The organism is Rhodococcus sp. WAY2 (assembly GCF_009859915.1).
Taxonomy (GTDB): Bacteria; Actinomycetota; Actinomycetes; order Mycobacteriales; family Mycobacteriaceae; genus Rhodococcus_F; species Rhodococcus_F oxybenzonivorans.
This window is the reverse complement of the sequence record NZ_CP046572.1, coordinates 6,339,669-6,356,001: the sequence shown is the minus strand read 5'-3', so window position 1 is coordinate 6,356,001 and position 16,333 is coordinate 6,339,669. Positions and strand designations below refer to the sequence as shown.

The following is a 16,333-nucleotide window of genomic DNA, read 5'->3' as shown; positions in this document are numbered from 1 at the left end:
CGGCCGGAAGCGGGTGTCTAGTCCTTCTGGGTCCGGACCGGGCGCTGAGGCGGCGCAGCACTCTGCACGCGACCGTTTCGCTGTTGCACAGACGCGGTAAACGTCTCGTTGAGTTGCAGCAGCGACGTCACCGCGGCCGATGCCTGCTCCTGGGACCAGCCGTCCAACATGGCCCGCAGTCGTTCCGCGCGACGTTCGGTTGTCTCGCGGAGGACGTCGAATCCCTTGGGTGACACCTGGATACGCGAAGCGCGTTTGTCGTGCGGGTCTGCCGTGCGCAGGACGTATCCCGCATCGACGAGTTCGGCGATCTGCCGGCTCAGGGACGACTGACTGACGCAGAGGTCGGCGGCGAGTTCGTTCTGCCGGCACTCACCACGGGTGGACAGCACGAACAACACGCTCGTCAGAGCGGGCGCGATCACCGTCTCACCGCTCGTGAAGACCACTGCACGCAGGGAGCGCCCCAGTGCGAGTACCGCATCGGCGAGCGCCCGCGCTGTATCTGGCTGTACCGACATCCGATCCCCGTCCTAGTCCCGCTGTTGCAGGGAAAACTATACGGAGGTCGGGGTGCGGCACGCCGATGCAGTCCGGTCAGCGCGTGAGCAGGGCGATGCACTCCACGTGGTGAGTCAACGGGAATGCATCGAAGGCCCGGACGGTATCGAGCCGGTAGCCCTCAACGAGGTAGAGACCGACGTCCCGGGCGAAGGACGCCGGATCACATCCGACGTGCACGATGCGTTCGGCGCCTGCCGACGACACGGCCGCGATCACGTCTCGTCCCGCGCCGGTGCGCGGCGGGTCGAGCACCACCACCCGGGGCGGCCTCGCCAATTCGGGCAGCGCACGTTCGACCCGCTCCGGGTGGAAACGGACCTGCGGTAGATCCGCCAGTGCTGCTCTTCCATCGGCGACAGCCTGCTTCGAGGACTCCACCGACTCCACGAGCCCCGCGCCTGCCAGTGCTGCCGCGAACACACCCACCCCTCCGTAGAGGTCCCACGCCGTATCACTCGCGGTCACACCGGCCCACTCCGCTACCACGGTCGAATACGTCTGCGCCGCTCCGCGATGCGCCTGCCAGAAACCGGTGGCAGCCAGCGTCCATTCTCGGTGGTGTACCCGTTCCCGCGACCGCCCGGACCCCTCGAACAGCCGCTCGACTCGCGGCGCCGCGACAGCCGCCCGTCGCGCTGCGGCACCCCGTCGACCGGGACGCGTTCGTCCCGTCTTCGACACCTTCGGTGGCGCGATCTCGACGACGTGGCGCTCTCCGGCCCCGTCGAGAACGATCTGAACCTCGCTGCCCGGCGTCCACTCGTACTCGGCGATGCCGTCATACGCTGCAGTCTCGATCTGCGGGCACTCGAGGTCGGTGACGATGCCCGAACTCCGGTACCGGTGATATCCCGGCAGCCCGTTGCCATCGACAGCCAACCGCACCCGGGTGCGCCAGCCGGTTCCGTCACCGGTGCCGGGCAGTTCCTCCACGTCCACGTTCCGGTCCACCCGCGCGAGCCGCAGCAGCTGCTCGGACACGATCTGCGACTTCATCTGTCGCTGAAAGGCGAGGCGGGCATGAGACATGTCACAGCACCCGGCGCCTCCCGGTCCCGATATCGGGCAGAGCGGCGCGATTCGCTCCGGCGACCCCTCGAGAATGTCGACGGCCTCCGCGCGGCAAAACGATCCGCCGCGATCTTCGGTGACGATCGCGATGACCCGCTCCCCCGGCAGGCCATGACGCACGAACACCACCCGCCCCTCGTGCCGTGCGACGACGAATCCACCGTGCCCCGGATTGCCGAGGGTCAGCTCGAGGCGCCGGCCGGTCCAGTTCTCACTCAACACTGCCATCCGTCCAACACTGCCATCCGTCCATCACTGCCATTCGTCACTTCTCTTCGGGGTCGTACCCACGCCGGGTGGCGCCGGCGGTGTACTCGACTCCGAGCGTCTTCGCCTTCTCCGACGAGTTCAGCTGCCAGGGAACGCTGGTGACCATCACACCTGGTTGGAACAACAGCCTGCTCTTCAATCTCAGCGCGCTCTGGTTGTGCAGGATCTGCTCCCACCAGTGCCCGACGACATACTCGGGAATGAATACGGTGACGACGTCACGCGGAGCATCCTTGCGGACCCGCCGCACATAGTCGAGGACCGGTTTGGTGATCTCACGGTAGGGCGATTCGATGACCTTCAGGGGCACCGCGATGTCACTCTTCTCCCACTGCCGCACCAGCGCCCGCGTATCCGGTTCGTCGACGTTGACGGTGATCGCCTCGAGGGTGTCGGGGCGAGTGGCCCGGGCGTATGCGAGTGCTCGCATGGTCGGCATGTGGAGCTTGGACACCAGGACGATCGAGTGGGTCCGGCTCGGCAGCACACCGTCCCATTCCTGCTCTTCGAGCTCGGCAGTGACACTGTCGTAATGCTTCCGGATCATCTTCATCACCACGAAGATGGCCACCATGGCGACGATGGCGATCCATGCCCCGGCCGCGAACTTGGTGATCAACACGATGATCAGGACCGCGCCGGTCATGGTGAGACCGATCGTGTTGATCACCCGCGAACGCTGCATCCGGCGGCGTTGCCGCGGATCGGTCTCCGACGCGAGATGCCGGGTCCAGTGCCGGATCATCCCGGTCTGGCTCAGGACGAACGAGACGAACACCCCGACGATGTAGAGCTGGATCAGCTTGGTGACCTCGGCGTCGAAGAGGACGACGAACGCAATGGCCGCACCGGAGAGGAACAGGATGCCGTTGCTGAAGGCGAGCCGGTCACCACGGGTGTGCAGCTGTCGCGGCAGATACCTGTCCTGCGCCAAGATGGAACCCAGGACCGGGAACCCGTTGAATGCCGTGTTGGCCGCCAGCACGAGGATGAGCGCCGTGACGATGGCAATGAAGTAGAAGCCGATGGGAAATCCGCCGAAGACCGTCTCGGCCACCTGAGCGATCAGCGTCTTCTGCTCGTAGCCGCTCGGCGCGCCGATCAACTGTGCAGCGGGATTGTGTGCGTAGACGATTCCGATCTTCTGCGCCAGGATGATGATGCCCATCAGGAGGACGATCGCGATCGTGCCCAGCAGGAGCAGCGTCGTGGCCGCATTCCGGGACTTCGGTTTACGGAACGCGGGAACACCGTTGCTGATGGCCTCCACACCGGTGAGCGCCGCGCACCCCGAGGAGAACGCGCGCGCGATGAGGAAGGCGAAGGCGATGCCGTACAGGTGGGAGTCCTCGGCGGCGAGTTCGAACCCCGCGGATTCCGCCTGTAGGTCCTCGCCGAGGACGTAGATCCGGAACAGCCCCCAGGACAGCATCAGCACCATGCCGAAGATGAAGGCATACGTCGGAATCGCGAACGCGGTACCCGATTCGCGGATGCCGCGAAGGTTGATCGCGGTGAGCAGGACGATGGCCGCCACGGCGAAGAGAACCTTGTGCTGAGCCACGAACGGCACAGCCGAGCCGATGTTGGACGCTGCCGACGAGATGGACACCGCGACGGTCAGCACGTAGTCGACCAGCAGCGCGCTGCCCACGGTGAGACCGGCAGTGGGACCCAGATTGACCGTGGCGACCTCGTAGTCGCCGCCGCCCGACGGATAGGCGTGCACGTTCTGCCGATAGCTCGCCACCACCACCGCCATCACGGCGGCGACGGCAAGTCCGATCCACGGCGTGTACGCGTACGCGGAGATGCCTGCCACCGACAGCACCAGGAAGATTTCCTCAGGCGCGTACGCGACCGAGGACATCGCGTCGGACGCGAAGACCGGTAGTGCGATTCTTTTGGGAAGCAGCGTGTGCCCGAGCTTGTCGCTCCGGAAGGGTCTGCCGAGCAGTAGCCGCTTGGTGGCGGTCGAGAGCTTTGACACTGGCAAAGCGTAAGCCGTCCGCGAAGAAACTGGACCGTCGCCCACCGAAGTGTCCGGATTGCGATCTGTGTCTCGGTTGCTCTTTCGCCTGGGCACTGTACGGTTCGATTCGGTATGCACGTGCTCGGGACGTGACACCACAAGTCCATGAACGGAGTAACAGGTGTATGTGGTCATCATGGGATGCGGCCGAGTCGGCTCGTCCCTCGCCGGATCGCTGACCCGCATCGGACATGACGTCGCGGTCATCGACCGCGATCCGGCCGCATTTCTGCGACTCGATCCCGACTTTCCCGGACGCACGGTCGTCGGGATGGGCTTCGACCGCGACGTACTGGTGAAGTCCGGTATCGAACGGGCCGAGGCGTTCGCGGCCGTGTCTTCCGGCGACAACTCCAACATCATCTCGGCACGTGTGGCGCGGGAGACGTTCGGAGTCGAGCGCGTAGTCGCCCGCATCTACGACGCGAAGCGCGCCGCCGTCTACGAGCGGCTCGGAATCCCCACGGTAGCGACGGTCCCGTGGTCGACGGATCGTTTCCTGCACACCCTGACTCGTGACAGCCAGACGGCCAAATGGCGTGACCCCTCGGGAACCGTTGCCGTCACCGAGTTGTCGCTCCACGAGGACTGGATTGGCAGGCCGATCGCCGAACTCGAGGCCGCCACCTCGTCACGGGTGGCCTTCATCATCCGTTTCGGAACGGGCATCCTCCCCGACCGCAAGACGATCTTCCAGGCTGACGATCAGGTGTATATCGCGGCAGTGTCCGGAACCGTCGCCGAAGCCGTCGCTCTCGCGGGCAATCCCCCACCCTCGGAGAACTGAGTGTCAGTGAGAAATTTCACGATCGAACACCCGAACGGAAGCAGCCGATGAGAGTCGCAATCGCAGGCGCGGGTGCCGTAGGACGCTCCATCGCGCGGGAATTGGTGCGCAGCGAACACGACGTCATGCTGATCGAGCGCAAGCTCGAACACATCGAGCAGGAGTCCGTACCCGAGGCCACCTGGGTTCACGCCGACGCCTGTGAACTGAGCAGCCTCGAGGCCGCCACCCTGGAAACGTACGAAGTGGTAATCGCTGCCACCGGCGACGACAAGGCGAATCTCGTCCTCAGTCTGCTCGCCAAAACCGAGTTCGGGGTTCGCCGCGTCGTCGCCCGGGTCAACGACCCCCGCAACGAATGGCTGTTCGACGAGTCGTGGGGCGTCGACGTGGCGGTGTCGACGCCACGGATGCTGGCGTCACTCGTCGAGGAGGCGGTGTCGGTCGGCGACCTGGTTCGCCTCATGACCCTCCGTCAAGGGCAGGCCAACCTGGTCGAGGTCACGCTGCCCGACAACACCCCACTTGCAGGCAAAGCCGTGCGCAAGCTCCAGTTGCCGCGTGACGCAGCGCTGGTCACCATTCTTCGCGGTGGTCGAGTGATCGTGCCTCAGCCGGACGACCCGCTCGAGGGCGGCGACGAGCTTCTCTTCGTCGCCGGAGTCGACGTCGAAGACGATCTCCGGACCGCTGTCGGCCTCTCGTAGGCTCGCGGAGAAGCGGATGAGGCGGTCGGGGCGACCGCCTACGACGACCGTGGATCCTCGCGGGGTCCACCCGCCTCCGTGTCGTCGGTCGGCATGACCGCGTCCTCCGGATGATCGGTGGGCTCGGCCGCCTCCGGATGATCGGTGGGCTCGGCCGCCTCCGGATGATCGGTGGGCTCGGCGGCCTCCGGTGGCCGCGGCTCGACGATCCGATCGGCGCGCCGCACGGCCCAGATGGTCACCAGCAGAGCCAATCCGGCGAGCGGCCACCCCATCGCTATGCGGGCGACGGCGAGCCAGCCGGTCTGGTCGGAATCGTACAACTGGGACTGCACGAGGTACCGGGCACCGAACACCAGCGCCCACGCCCCGGTCGCCACGTCATAGGCCCGCACGGCGCCCCGGTGGCGACGCCACAGATTCCCGTGGCCATTCAGGAACCCCCAGATGATGCCGACGATCGGCCAGCGCACGAGGATCGAGCCGAGAAACACCGCCGCGTACGCGAGGCTGGTGTAGATCCCGAAGAGGAAGTAGCCCTTCGCATCACCGGTGCGATAGGCGATGAAGGCAGAAATTCCGACCCCGAAGAAGCCGGAGATGGCCGGTTGGACGGGACTGCGGCGAATGATGCGCCACACAAGGATCGACGCGGCAACCCCCAGGGCGGCCCAGATCGCCGGACCGAGACCCCATACTCCGTTGACCGGCACGAAGACGAGAATGGGCAGGGTGGAATAGATCAGTCCGCTGAACCCACCGAGCTGCTCGAGAACGGACTGCTGCTTCGTTTCGGTCACTCGACGAGAGTGCCACACGAACCGGGACCTACGATTCGCCCCGCAACTCGTAATACGGGTTGAAGATCACCTTCTGGCCGTCACGATCACCGACACGACCCCGGACCAACAGGGTTTTACCGGGTTCGATCCCCGGAATCCTGCGTCGCCCGATCCAGACCAGCTTGACCTGTTCGGTGCCGTCGAAGAACTCCGCTTCGATGCTGGCATTGCCGGACTTGGGGCACGCCTCGACGCTGCGGAGCCGGCCCAGCATGGTTACTTCCTCGCCGCGGCTGCAGTCGCAGGCCCGCTGCGCGCCGGACGCCTGAGACGTCTCGGCCATTTCCTCGGCGTCCAGCTGATCGAGGTCTTCGGTGAGCCTGCGAGTGAGCCGACGAAAATATCCTGCCGTGGCGGGTGCCATTGCGCGCTCCTGGAGCATGTGCGGCGCGAGATCTTCGCGCCGCTCGTAGGGCTGTGTAATCGCCACTGTAGACCCAATGCTTCGCGGCAACCACACGACCACAGTGGCATCACGACGGACCAGGCAAGATCACCTCATGCCTTCGACATACCGGCCACGCACGGCCGTGGTCCTGCCAGGAACGGGATCCGACGCGGACTTCGTCGCACGGGCCTTTACGGAGCCACTTGCCCGGCGCGGAGTTCGCACACTGGCCGTCGACCCGGACCCCCGGAGGGTCGTCGGAAGCTACGTGGACGCACTGAACACCGCCGCCGCGGCCGGTGAACCGATTCTGGTCGGTGGAGTCTCCATCGGCGCCGCGGTTGCGCTGCAGTGGGCTGCGACCCACCACGAACACACGGCCGGTGTGCTGGCGGCTCTCCCGGCCTGGACCGGAACGGCCGAGGATGCGCCCGCGGCTGCGAGCGCACGGTTTACGGCGACCCGACTACGCGCGGACGGCCTCGAACGGGTGACAGCCGAGATGGTCGCATCCAGTCCGCCCTGGCTCGGCCGCGCACTGGCGAAGTCGTGGCGATCGCAGTGGCCGCATCTTCCGGCTGCCCTGGACGAGGCGTCGCGGTACCACGGTCCCGCAGAGGACGATCTCGAACGGATCGACGTGCCAGTAGGCATTGCCGCGGCCACCGACGACGCCGTTCACCCGATCGAGGTGGCCCGAACGTGGGCCGCTCTGCTACCGCACGCGGGCTTGGTAACCGTGTCACTCGACGACATCGGCGTGGACCCGGCGGTACTCGGATACGCGAGCCTGCGCGGGCTGGACTCGGTGCTGCGCCGGCCCTGAGTGCGTCAGCGGCCCAGCTGCTGCATCGCGGAGCCGGACTCGCCGCGCCGTTGTGGTGGCGGAGCCGGTGCCGGCTGCCCTTCCTGGGGTTGCGCGGGAGCTGTTGCGGGCTGCGCACCGGATTGCTGCGGAGCAGGCTGGGCGGCGGCTTGCTGCTGAGCCAGCTGCTGCTGCTGGTGGGCCGCCGCGAGTTGCTGGGCGAGAGCCTGCGGCAGGACGACCGGGAGCGGGGTCCGGACCGGGTGCGGTTCGGTTCCCCGCTTGACCACGGTGTCCCGCAGAATGGCCCGGGCTGTGGCGACGAGGTCGGAGTCGGCCGTGTTTCCGCCACTGGGACCGGCGACGACGCACCGCACCATCCACCGGTAACCGTCCACTCCGATGAAGCGAAGGTCTGCGTTGGGCGTCACGGCGAAGACCTCACGTCCCCACGGCCCGTTCTCGATGCTGACGGAGGCGTTGTCACCCCTCAGGGACTCGGCGAGGTCGCCGGCCACTTCCCGCCACTGGCCGGGTGACTTGGGTGCGGCGTACGCCGCGACCGTGATCCGTCCGAGCTGGGTGACCAGATGAACAGCCTGCGGAGAACCGTCGGGCGCCATCTCGACCTGCAACTGAGCGCCCTGAGGCATCGGGACGAGCACCGACCCGAGATCGAGCCGGGTCCCCACCTCGCCCACCGTGAGGTCGGCGTCCGATTCGAGGTCGTCGGCGTCGTAGGGGCCGCCGTCCACGTCGCTGATCGCGTCGTAGTCACCCTCGGCATCGTCGTAGTCGTCAGCGGGGATTGCCGCGTCGGTGTCGTCGAAGAAACCGGGACGGTCCTCCTCGGATTCGTTCTTCTTGCGGCGTCCGAACATGATCACGCTCCTTCTCTGGCGTTGCCGACGAGGCTGGCATGGCCTCCGCTCGACCCGTGTCCGTCGGTGCCGCGGGTGGTGTCGTCGAGCGACTCCACCTCGACGAAGGACACCAATTCCACACGCTGAACCAGCAGCTGTGCGATGCGGTCGCCGCGGCGGATCTCGATCGGTGTCTCACGATCATGGTTGATCAGGCAGACCTTGATCTCGCCGCGGTATCCGGCGTCGATGGTGCCGGGCGTGTTGACCACCGACAGTCCCGACTTCGCGGCCAGACCGGACCGGGGGTGAATCAGCCCGACGGTGCCCAAGGGCAGGGCGATCGCGATGCCGGTACCGACGAGGGCGCGCTGACCCGGTTCGAGGGTGAGATCGGAAGTGCTGCACAGGTCGACACCGGCGTCGCCGTCGTGCGCGCGTCGCGGTACCGGAATGGCTGGATCCAACCGCTGGAGGGCAACGGGGGGAAGGGCTGCAGTTCCTCCGAGAGGAAGGCCGGGAGATAGGTCGCTCACGTGCACCGAGCCTACTCGTAGGCAGCGACTATCCTGGTGGCGTGTCAGAAACGTCCAGGCCCGAAGCCGCGCCCACCGACCACACCTCGCCGACGCTGTACTCGGAACGCCTCTGGGTACCCGTGTGGTGGTGGATCGCGGGTCTCTTCGTCGCCGGACTGCTGGCTGCGGAGGTACACATGGGTGCGCCCGGCCTTCGTGCCTGGTTGCCCTATATCCTGCTACTTCCCCTCCCGATCTGGGGAATGGTGTGGCTCAGCAGAACGAGAGTCGAACTCGTCGACGAGGCGGACGGCTTCCACCTCCGGGTCGGACAGGCTCACCTGCCGGTCGATGTCATCGCGCGGGTTGCCGAGGTTCCGGCCACCGCGAAGAGCGCAGCACTCGGACGGCAGCTCGACCCGGCCGCCTTCGTGCAGCACCGGGTGTGGGTGAAGACGATGGTGCTGATCGTCCTGGACGATCCCGAGGATCCGACTCCGTACTGGTTGATCAGCACCCGACGGCCGGCCGAATTGCTGGCCGCACTCGATCGTGTGCGCCCCGAGGGACACTGAACCGGGTCCTGTACCGGCGGTACCGGCACGGTCCGCTCCGCAGACAGATCGGACGGATCAGTCCCCGGGCACATGAGACGGATCAGTCCCCGGGCACATAAAACGGACGGTGGTATTCCACCGTCCGTCGCATGCGCTCGTACGTCAGGCTGCGCAGTCCCTGCACACGAGCACTCCGCCTGCATCGGTGGCGAGGCGGCTGCGGTGGTGCACGAGGAAGCAGCTCGAACAAGTGAACTCGTCGGCCTGCTTGGGGATGACCCGCACCGAGAGTTCCTCGCCGGACAGGTCGGCGCCCGGAAGTTCGAACGATTCCGCGGTGTCGGATTCGTCTACGTCGACAACAGCCGACTGAGCCTCGTTGCGTCGCGCCTTGAGCTCCTCCAGCGAATCCTCCGAAACCTCGTCGGACTCCGTTCGCCGCGGTGCGTCGTAGTCAGTTGCCATGTCGTCTTCCCCTCATCTTCTTTCATGTATCCCGGCCTCGCGGGGCCCGTCGAACGGAAGTCGGTCGATCGTCCACACGAAAACCGCCTCGGCGCAGATCACACCCGCGGCTGCACAACGTTGCAGCGGCCGCCCACGTGCCCGGATCCAGCTCCCGGGGACATGATGTGCGCCTCACTTCGTCTCTTCTGTCCGCCCTCGTCGTACGTGCATTTAACGACTGGGGCCGCCAGACAGTAGCCGAAGGGAGTACAAAAGTCGTAACCGAATCAACGGATCGCGCAAATTGTCTGCTAATCGTCACCAACCCCACAGCAAGCTGTGACATTCGACAACAGGGACGGGTACGGAGATATGACACTGGTGGGATCTAAGGTAGGTGCCGAACCTGCGCCACATCGTGTGGCCGGGCCCTGTATCGATGCGCTGTACGGGGTGGACGTAGCCAGCGCTGTTCGTAGGAGAGGTCGAGGCACACTGTGGTTTCACTGATCACCGAAGGCAGTTCGCGCGACGAGAACGGTCGTCCGTTCCGGCGACGGCGAGCGTTGCCCATTCTCGTGGTGTTCGCGGTTCTCGCCCTACTCGGCGCGGTGGTGTGGGCGGGAATTCTGGGCGAGGACGAAAACCTCGCCACCACCGTGGATTGCAACGCTCCTGGGGCGGCGTCGCAACCGGCGGATCCGGGGGCACCGCCGCAACAGACTCTCGGCGAGAAGGTAGACCCGTCGATGCTCCGGGACGTCGAGCCGGCCGCCCTGTCCGCCACGAAGGTGCGGGTGTTCAACGCGAACGGTGAGCACGGCCAGGCAGCCCAGGTCGCCGCCCAGCTGAGCGACTACGGATTCGCGAGCGCACCCGACGTGCAAGCCGGCAACGACCCGATCTACCTCGACCAGAACATGCAGTGCCAGGGGCAGCTGCGGTTCGGTCCCCAGGGTCTCGCTGCCGCGAGCGCCGTCTGGCTGGTGGCACCGTGCGCGGAACTGATCCAGGATGCACGCACCGACGACACCGTCGATTTCGCGCTCGGCACCTACTTCCGGAAGATCTCACCGAACACCGACGCCGAGGAGGTGTTGCGGTCCCTGAAGGATCCTCCTCCGGGAACGCAGCCCGCCCCACTCGACATCGACCTGCTGAAGGCCGCTCGCACCGCCCGCTGCTGATCCCGCGGCCGTTACTCCGGGATGGGCCGGTCGCACCCGACCTCCGCGAACAATGCGTCGAGGGCGTCGGCGATGCCGGGGGCGGCAGCGACGGTGATCTCCCCGTCGGCGCTGGAGGTGTGCGGTGACGGGACGCGTACGCGGGCGCCCGCCTCCGCGGCGATCAGCGATCCGGCGGCCCAGTCCCAGGGGCTCAAACCGTGTTCGAAGTGGGCATCCACCCGGCCCGCAGCGACCATGCACAGGTCGAGGGCCGCTGAGCCGATGCGTCGAATGTCCCGCACGCGCGGCAGAATGTCGCCGATCAGTGCGCCCTGTACGGCGCGCCTGCCTGCGCCGTATCCGAATCCTGTGGCGAGCAGAGTCATCGACAGCTCGCGGACAGGGTTGCAGCGTAATTCGCTCACGCGGCCGTCCACATCGGTCATCGTGGCACCGCGGCCCGACGCGGCGGAGTAGGTCGACTGCGCCGCCACGTCGACGACCGCCCCGGCGACCGAGACCCCGTCGATCTGCGCCGCCACCGACACGGCGTAGGCCGGTACGCCGTACAAGAAGTTCACCGTGCCATCGATCGGATCCACCACCCACCGCACGCCGTCGAGCGAATCCCCCTCTCCCCCACCTTCTTCCCCGAGGATCGCATCGTCCGGACGCCACTGCGCGAGGCGCTCCCGGATGACGAGTTCAGCTTCGGTGTCGACCACCGTCACCGGATCGGTCGGACTACTCTTCGACGCCACCGACTCGCCGGAACCGAGTCGGCTCCCGACGATCCCGAACACCTCGGGCCGCCGCGTGCGGACATGAGCTGCGGCCTCCTGCGCAACCGCCACGGCAACCTCGCGGAGATGCTGGGGATCGGGGGCGGTGTGGCCTCGGACAGTGTCTCGACTCTGGGGTGCGTGCACAGACCCATCGGATCACACTTCCCCTGCCTCCCACCACCGCTGGAGGCTCGATGAGCCTCCGGGTCAACCACCACCCAACTCGGCACGACCCATTAGTGTGACGATCAGCAGCAGCGTTTCCGAGCACGCCACAGTCGACACGGAGGAGTACACGCGATGACCAGGACCGGGTTCGGCGTCGACGTCGGAGGCAGTGGCGTCAAGGGCGGTGTGGTGGACCTCGAGACCGGCAAGCTGGTCGGGGATCGCATCAAGATTCTCACTCCACAACCGTCCACACCGGAGGCTGTCGCCGACACCGTCGCCGAAATCGTTCGTCAGGCGTCGTGGGACGGGCCGGTGGGGATCGCCTTGCCGAGCGTCGTCACCGGCGGCGTCGCCCGGTCCGCGGCGAACATCGACAAGAAGTGGATCGGTACGGACGCCCGTGCACTGTTCAGCGAGGCGCTCGGCGGACGGAGCGTCACCGTCCTCAACGACGCCGACGCCGCCGGGATTGCCGAGGACGCCCTCGGCGCCGGCAGGGACGCCAAGGGGGTCATCATCCTCCTCACCTTCGGTACGGGGATCGGATCGGCGATCCTCCACAACGGCGTCCTGCTTCCCAACACCGAGTTCGGGCACATGGAAGTGGACGGGAAGGAAGCCGAGCATCGTGCAGCGTCCTCGGTCAAGGACGACAAGGATCTCTCCTACAAGGAGTGGGCGGTGGAGGTGTCCCGGGTGCTCACCCGCTTCGAGGACCTGCTGTGGCCGGATCTGTTCATCGCCGGGGGCGGAATCAGCCGCAAACACGAGAAGTGGATTCCGCATCTCACCAACCGGACCACCGTCGTACCTGCTGCGCTCCTGAACTCGGCGGGCATCGTCGGTGCTGCTCTGGCGGCCGAAACGGGCATCGCTCCGTAACTGTTTCGGATAGGTCGTTACAATGGAAGAGCCCGGCTGCGCGCCGGCAAAACCAGTAGACCTCTCCGCCGGATGACCACTCTGGCGTGACGCCGCACGACACCGTCACGAAAGGGCGTACGTGGCAGCCACCGATACACGTCAGACTGCTGATTCGACTTCAGAGTCAGGACCGGAAGCACCAGTCGCACAGGCCGCCGACGGAACTGCTTCGGCAGTCGAGGAAGCTCCCGCGAAAAAGGCTCCGGCCAAGAAGGCTCCCGCCAAGAAAGCGGCGGCAAAGAAGGCTCCTGCGAAGAAGGCAGCAGCAAAGAAGGCGGGCGGCAAGAAGGCCACGTCCGGCAAGGCCGGCGACGGTGAGGACGGCCCCGACGAGGATGTCGCGGACATCGAGGACATCGACATCACCGAGGGCGACCTCGCGGAGGTCGAGTCCGATGTCGTCGAGGTCGTTGCAGTCGGCGAGGAGGACGAAGCCGAAGAGCCGTCCGACAAGGACAAGGCATCCGGCGACTTCGTGTGGGACGAGGAAGAGTCGGAGGCGCTCCGGCAGGCCCGCAAGGACGCCGAACTGACGGCCTCGGCCGACTCGGTCCGTGCCTACCTCAAGCAGATCGGCAAGGTCGCCCTCCTGAACGCCGAGGAGGAGGTGGAACTCGCCAAGCGGATCGAGGCGGGCTTGTACGCCACGCAGATCATGCAGGAGCTCGCCGACGCGGGCGAGAAGCTTCCCGCCGCCCAGCGTCGCGACATGAGCTGGATCTGCCGTGACGGCAACCGCGCCAAAAATCACCTGCTCGAGGCGAACCTTCGCCTCGTGGTGTCGTTGGCCAAGCGCTACACCGGCCGCGGCATGGCTTTCCTCGACCTCATCCAGGAAGGCAACCTGGGCCTCATCCGTGCAGTCGAGAAGTTCGACTACACCAAGGGCTACAAGTTCTCGACCTACGCAACGTGGTGGATCCGACAGGCCATCACCCGCGCCATGGCTGACCAAGCACGCACCATCCGTATCCCGGTGCACATGGTCGAGGTCATCAACAAGCTCGGCCGCATCCAGCGTGAACTGCTCCAGGACCTGGGTCGCGAACCCACTCCCGAAGAGCTCGCGAAGGAAATGGACATCACGCCGGAGAAGGTGCTGGAAATCCAGCAGTACGCCCGTGAGCCCATCTCCCTCGACCAGACCATCGGCGACGAGGGCGACAGCCAGCTCGGTGACTTCATCGAGGACTCCGAAGCTGTCGTGGCCGTCGACGCCGTGTCGTTCACGTTGTTGCAGGACCAGCTGCAGTCGGTACTCGAGACGCTGTCCGAGCGCGAAGCAGGTGTCGTCCGCCTCCGGTTCGGACTCACCGACGGGCAGCCGCGCACGCTCGACGAGATCGGACAGGTGTACGGCGTCACGCGCGAGCGCATCCGTCAGATCGAATCCAAGACGATGTCGAAGCTGCGGCACCCGTCCCGGTCCCAGGTGCTGCGCGACTACCTGGACTAGACGAATCTCGGCATAAGGTGGCCTGACCTGCGAATTTGCGGGTCAGGCCACTTATGTTGACCCCAGGAGGGTCTGGAGAGGCGCGCCGAGGCCAACCTGTAGTGGAGACCGAGTCCGTCGAAAATATGCGGTCAGCCGATTGGCAGGCAGATCGAGCCGAGATTCAGTCCCATTCCGACGTTGACGGTCACGTTCGCAGACATTGAGGCGTCGAAACCGGTGACTCCGCTGAATTTGGCGGTGATGACATGCGCACCCGCTGTATTGAAAGTGTGGTTGATGCTGGCGGTGCCGTTCGCCGCGACCGCCGCTGCGGCACCGATCGCCACATTGCCGTCCTTGAACTGCACGGTGCCACCCATGGGCGGGGGCGCAACCGTCGCGGTCAGCGTGACCTGACACGTGGTCGCGGCGACGCCCTGTACGGCCACCGTGGTCGTGGTCGCAACCGCAGCGGCGGGTGTGGCCGCGAGGACCATCGCCGTGGCAGCGGCTCCTAGCGTGAACATCGCGGATCTCAACCGTGGTGCCACTCGGCGTGGTGCCGAACCGGTCCTTGGACTCGCGAGCGTGCTCATGGCCGTACTCCTTCGATTCGCGCTTGTGGGTGAGACGCGAAGCGGACGACCACGCACTGAAAGTTTCGCGACCGCCCGGGCCGCTAGATCTGACGTTACTCGTGGGCGGTATTACCCATCAATCCCAAACCGACCGCCCCGGACTTCCGATTCCGCGGCATCGTCGTGTCGAAGGGACGGGAAGCGGCGGTCGGCACCGTAGGGACCGGTGTCGGCCCTTCAGGCGCTCGCGCGCACTCGCAGCCACGCTTCGGCGACGGGTTCGACCACCCGCGCCGCGATGGGTCCGATGACCGCCATCAGGAGAACGTAGGCCGTGGCGAGGGCGACGAGTTGGCTTTCGACTGCGCCGGCCGCCACGGCGAGTCCGGCGATGACGATCGAGAATTCCCCCCGCGCGATCAGCGCCACCCCTGCCCTGGCGCGGCCCAGGCGGCCGACACCCTGTTGCTTGGCCGCCCACGCACCGGTGATCATCTTGGTGAGCGCTGTGGTGACCGCCAGCAGGACGGCCCAGCCGAGGACCGGGGGAATTGCCGTCGGATCCGTATTGAGACCAAACACGACAAAGAACATGGCGGCGAAGAGATCGCGGAGGGGTTCGAGGACACGGCTCGCGTTGTGCGCGGTCGAACCGGAAATCGCGATCCCCAGCAGGAAGGCCCCCACCGCGGCCGACACCTGCATCGCCGAACTGATCCCGGCGATCAGAAGGGCTGCGCCGAGCAACTTCAACAACAACGTCTCACTGTCCGGGCTGTCCAGCACAGCGGAGACGTAGCGTCCGTACCGCAGGGCGATCACCAGGACGACCGAAATCACTATCAGCGAGATGCCGACTGCCTCGAGGCCACCGGCGATACTGACCCCGGCGAGCAACGCGGTGAGGATCGGAAGGTAGACGGCCATCGCGAGGTCCTCGAACACCAGGATGGACAGCACGACCGGAGTTTCCCGGTTGCCGAGGCGGCCGAGATCGGTGAGGACCTTTGCGATGATGCCGGAGGACGAGATGTAGGTGACGCCGCCCAGCACCACCGCCCCGGTGGTCCCCCAGCCGAGGAAAAACGCGACGGCCGCGCCCGGCGCGGCGTTCAGAACCAGATCGACGACACCGGCCATCCACGATCTGCGTAAACCGGTGACGAGCTCCGAGGCCGTGTATTCGAGGCCGAGAAGCAGCAGGAGCAGTACGACACCGATCTCACTGGCGATATGGCTGAATTCACTGATGTCTCCGAGCTGGACGAAGCCGCCACTGCCGAAGCACAGCCCGCCCAGCAGGTAGAACGGGATCGGCGACATGCCGAATCGTGCGGCGAGGCGGCCGAGAAGCCCGAGCGCGAAGAACACCGCGCCCAGTTCGATGAGCGCGAGCGTGGTGGTGTTCACGGGACTG

At 66.1% G+C, this 16,333-nt stretch carries 18 protein-coding genes; 7 read left to right on the top strand and 11 right to left on the bottom strand.

Annotation, left to right across the window (positions count from 1 at the left end):
* Nucleotides 1–17 precede the first annotated feature (17 nt).
* From GFS60_RS28675 to GFS60_RS28665, 3 genes are all read right to left on the bottom strand, one after another.
* Nucleotides 18–521, bottom strand: coding sequence for a MarR family winged helix-turn-helix transcriptional regulator (locus GFS60_RS28675; protein ID WP_159926391.1), 504 nt, complete (start codon nucleotides 519–521; stop codon nucleotides 18–20).
* Nucleotides 522–597: 76 nt separating this feature from the next.
* Nucleotides 598–1,854, bottom strand: coding sequence for a class I SAM-dependent RNA methyltransferase (locus GFS60_RS28670; RefSeq protein ID WP_159927634.1), 1,257 nt, complete (start codon nucleotides 1,852–1,854; stop codon nucleotides 598–600).
* A 46-nt stretch (nucleotides 1,855–1,900) separates the two neighbouring features.
* Entirely contained in the window at nucleotides 1,901–3,895 is a 1,995-nt protein-coding gene (locus GFS60_RS28665; RefSeq protein WP_159926389.1) for an APC family permease, read from the bottom strand.
* Between the two features lie 163 nt (nucleotides 3,896–4,058).
* Here GFS60_RS28665 and GFS60_RS28660 point away from each other — a divergent pair, with 163 nt between their 5' ends.
* Complete coding sequence (locus GFS60_RS28660; RefSeq protein ID WP_109330643.1) at nucleotides 4,059–4,724, top strand: potassium channel family protein; 666 nt, start codon at nucleotides 4,059–4,061, stop codon at nucleotides 4,722–4,724.
* Between the two features lie 47 nt (nucleotides 4,725–4,771).
* The gene (locus GFS60_RS28655) at nucleotides 4,772–5,431 is read left to right on the top strand and encodes a potassium channel family protein (protein WP_159926387.1); all 660 of its coding nucleotides are present in this window, start codon (nucleotides 4,772–4,774) and stop codon (nucleotides 5,429–5,431) included.
* A 38-nt stretch (nucleotides 5,432–5,469) separates the two neighbouring features.
* On the opposite strand, the gene GFS60_RS28650 is transcribed toward GFS60_RS28655, so the two are convergent.
* Both GFS60_RS28650 and GFS60_RS28645 read right to left on the bottom strand, forming a co-directional pair.
* A complete protein-coding gene (locus GFS60_RS28650; RefSeq protein WP_159926385.1) occupies nucleotides 5,470–6,231 on the bottom strand; it encodes a DUF3159 domain-containing protein in 762 nt (253 codons plus the stop codon).
* Between the two features lie 28 nt (nucleotides 6,232–6,259).
* The gene (locus tag GFS60_RS28645; RefSeq protein WP_109330649.1) at nucleotides 6,260–6,637 is read right to left on the bottom strand and encodes an OB-fold nucleic acid binding domain-containing protein; all 378 of its coding nucleotides are present in this window, start codon (nucleotides 6,635–6,637) and stop codon (nucleotides 6,260–6,262) included.
* A 136-nt stretch (nucleotides 6,638–6,773) separates the two neighbouring features.
* Between GFS60_RS28645 and GFS60_RS28640 the strand changes: the two genes are divergently transcribed.
* On the top strand, nucleotides 6,774–7,487 hold the full coding sequence (locus GFS60_RS28640; protein WP_159926383.1) for an alpha/beta fold hydrolase: 714 nt from the start codon (nucleotides 6,774–6,776) through the stop codon (nucleotides 7,485–7,487).
* 5 nt (nucleotides 7,488–7,492) lie between these two features.
* On the opposite strand, the gene GFS60_RS28635 is transcribed toward GFS60_RS28640, so the two are convergent.
* Nucleotides 7,493–8,347: a DUF3710 domain-containing protein gene (locus tag GFS60_RS28635; protein WP_159926381.1), complete on the bottom strand. Its 855-nt coding sequence runs from the start codon at nucleotides 8,345–8,347 to the stop codon at nucleotides 7,493–7,495.
* 2 nt (nucleotides 8,348–8,349) lie between these two features.
* Nucleotides 8,350–8,871, bottom strand: a complete 522-nt coding sequence (gene dut / locus GFS60_RS28630; protein WP_201453471.1) for a dUTP diphosphatase — start codon at nucleotides 8,869–8,871, stop codon at nucleotides 8,350–8,352.
* 35 nt (nucleotides 8,872–8,906) lie between these two features.
* Here dut and GFS60_RS28625 point away from each other — a divergent pair, with 35 nt between their 5' ends.
* Nucleotides 8,907–9,422 (top strand): DUF3093 domain-containing protein, encoded by a 516-nt coding sequence (locus GFS60_RS28625; protein WP_159926379.1) that lies wholly within the window; start codon nucleotides 8,907–8,909, stop codon nucleotides 9,420–9,422.
* Between the two features lie 144 nt (nucleotides 9,423–9,566).
* Here GFS60_RS28625 and GFS60_RS28620 read toward each other — a convergent pair whose 3' ends face one another.
* Nucleotides 9,567–9,869, bottom strand: coding sequence for a DUF4193 domain-containing protein (locus GFS60_RS28620; RefSeq protein WP_109330657.1), 303 nt, complete (start codon nucleotides 9,867–9,869; stop codon nucleotides 9,567–9,569).
* Between the two features lie 479 nt (nucleotides 9,870–10,348).
* Here GFS60_RS28620 and cei point away from each other — a divergent pair, with 479 nt between their 5' ends.
* A complete protein-coding gene (cei, locus tag GFS60_RS28615; protein ID WP_159926377.1) occupies nucleotides 10,349–11,038 on the top strand; it encodes an envelope integrity protein Cei in 690 nt (229 codons plus the stop codon).
* 11 nt (nucleotides 11,039–11,049) lie between these two features.
* Here cei and GFS60_RS28610 read toward each other — a convergent pair whose 3' ends face one another.
* Nucleotides 11,050–11,949 carry an inositol monophosphatase family protein gene (locus GFS60_RS28610; protein WP_159926375.1) on the bottom strand — a complete coding sequence of 300 codons (900 nt, stop codon included), beginning with the start codon at nucleotides 11,947–11,949 and terminating at the stop codon, nucleotides 11,050–11,052.
* Nucleotides 11,950–12,105: 156 nt separating this feature from the next.
* Here GFS60_RS28610 and ppgK point away from each other — a divergent pair, with 156 nt between their 5' ends.
* Both ppgK and GFS60_RS28600 read left to right on the top strand, forming a co-directional pair.
* Nucleotides 12,106–12,858 (top strand): polyphosphate--glucose phosphotransferase, encoded by a 753-nt coding sequence (gene ppgK, locus GFS60_RS28605; RefSeq protein ID WP_159926373.1) that lies wholly within the window; start codon nucleotides 12,106–12,108, stop codon nucleotides 12,856–12,858.
* A 121-nt stretch (nucleotides 12,859–12,979) separates the two neighbouring features.
* Nucleotides 12,980–14,356: an RNA polymerase sigma factor gene (locus GFS60_RS28600; protein ID WP_159926372.1), complete on the top strand. Its 1,377-nt coding sequence runs from the start codon at nucleotides 12,980–12,982 to the stop codon at nucleotides 14,354–14,356.
* Nucleotides 14,357–14,487: 131 nt separating this feature from the next.
* Here the strand turns inward: GFS60_RS28600 and GFS60_RS28595 are convergent, their stop codons facing one another.
* Complete coding sequence (locus GFS60_RS28595; RefSeq protein WP_236603308.1) at nucleotides 14,488–14,865, bottom strand: Ig-like domain-containing protein; 378 nt, start codon at nucleotides 14,863–14,865, stop codon at nucleotides 14,488–14,490.
* A gap of 288 nt (nucleotides 14,866–15,153) precedes the next feature.
* Complete coding sequence (locus GFS60_RS28590) at nucleotides 15,154–16,326, bottom strand: cation:proton antiporter (RefSeq protein WP_159926370.1); 1,173 nt, start codon at nucleotides 16,324–16,326, stop codon at nucleotides 15,154–15,156.
* Nucleotides 16,327–16,333 lie beyond the last annotated feature (7 nt).

Coding starts and splice junctions, on each gene's coding strand:
- GFS60_RS28675 (WP_159926391.1), bottom strand. CDS start 521: ATGTCGGTACAGCCAGATACAGCGCGGGCGCTCGCCGATGCGGTACTC.
- GFS60_RS28655 (WP_159926387.1), top strand. CDS start 4,772: ATGAGAGTCGCAATCGCAGGCGCGGGTGCCGTAGGACGCTCCATCGCG.
- GFS60_RS28645 (WP_109330649.1), bottom strand. CDS start 6,637: ATGGCACCCGCCACGGCAGGATATTTTCGTCGGCTCACTCGCAGGCTC.
- GFS60_RS28640 (WP_159926383.1), top strand. CDS start 6,774: ATGCCTTCGACATACCGGCCACGCACGGCCGTGGTCCTGCCAGGAACG.
- GFS60_RS28635 (WP_159926381.1), bottom strand. CDS start 8,347: ATGTTCGGACGCCGCAAGAAGAACGAATCCGAGGAGGACCGTCCCGGT.
- GFS60_RS28620 (WP_109330657.1), bottom strand. CDS start 9,869: ATGGCAACTGACTACGACGCACCGCGGCGAACGGAGTCCGACGAGGTT.
- ppgK (WP_159926373.1), top strand. CDS start 12,106: ATGACCAGGACCGGGTTCGGCGTCGACGTCGGAGGCAGTGGCGTCAAG.
- GFS60_RS28595 (WP_236603308.1), bottom strand. CDS start 14,865: ATGTTCACGCTAGGAGCCGCTGCCACGGCGATGGTCCTCGCGGCCACA.